This window comes from Leptolyngbya sp. BC1307 (genome assembly GCF_002286735.1).
In the GTDB taxonomy this organism is placed as follows: domain Bacteria; phylum Cyanobacteriota; class Cyanobacteriia; order Phormidesmidales; family Phormidesmidaceae; genus Phormidesmis.
Genome location: NZ_NRTA01000189.1, coordinates 1 through 694 on the forward strand (window position 1 = coordinate 1; position 694 = coordinate 694).

Sequence of the window (694 nt, forward strand, 5' to 3'; positions counted from 1 at the left end):
TGCGTTAACCCTTTCGGACTTCCCCTTGCTCCTTCCCGGTTTAGGCGACTAGGTCAGGATACGTTCGTGGTCTGCATTCCACTGACATCATTACTAACGTCAGCGTGACCGGAGTCGGTGACTCTGTTACGTGGGGACAGCAGGACAGGTTCTGCTGAGAGAATATCTCCACTCTTAATTTGGCTATTGCCTCCTTGTCACACTCGACTTATCTACATCGCACCGCCAACAGTGTCCTATGTATTATAAAGAGATAGCATAGATGCGTTATGAGACGAAAATTTGAAAGTTGGCTACGCACGAGTCTCTACCTTTGAGCAGGATCTAGATTTACAGCTCGATGCACTCAACGCTGACGGGTGCGATCGCACCTTCTGTGATAAGGGCGAGAGTGGAGCTAAGGGTAGCCGCCCGGAATGGGATAACTGTCTTGACCATCTACGGAAGGGGGACACACTGGTCATCTGGAAGTTAGATCGCGCTAGCCGCTCAACTAAGCATTTGATCGCGCTAGCTGAAGACCTTGAGAGGCAAGGCGTTGAGTTGCGTAGTTTGAAAGAGCAGATCGATACTTCATCTGCAATGGGGAAGTTTTTCTGCAATAGCTCAATAACCGCTGGTAAGTAGCATTATTGAGGAAAGTAACGATGAGTGGTCAAAGGGCGAGAAATCTGTTGTAACAGAAGAATGAAAA

At 48.3% G+C, this 694-nt stretch carries 1 protein-coding gene; it reads left to right on the forward strand.

The annotated features are described in order from the left end of the window. The first annotated feature begins 282 nt into the window (after nucleotides 1-282). Nucleotides 283-627, forward strand: a complete 345-nt coding sequence (locus tag CKL79_RS22720) for a recombinase family protein (RefSeq protein WP_121971739.1) — start codon at nucleotides 283-285, stop codon at nucleotides 625-627. Nucleotides 628-694 lie beyond the last annotated feature (67 nt).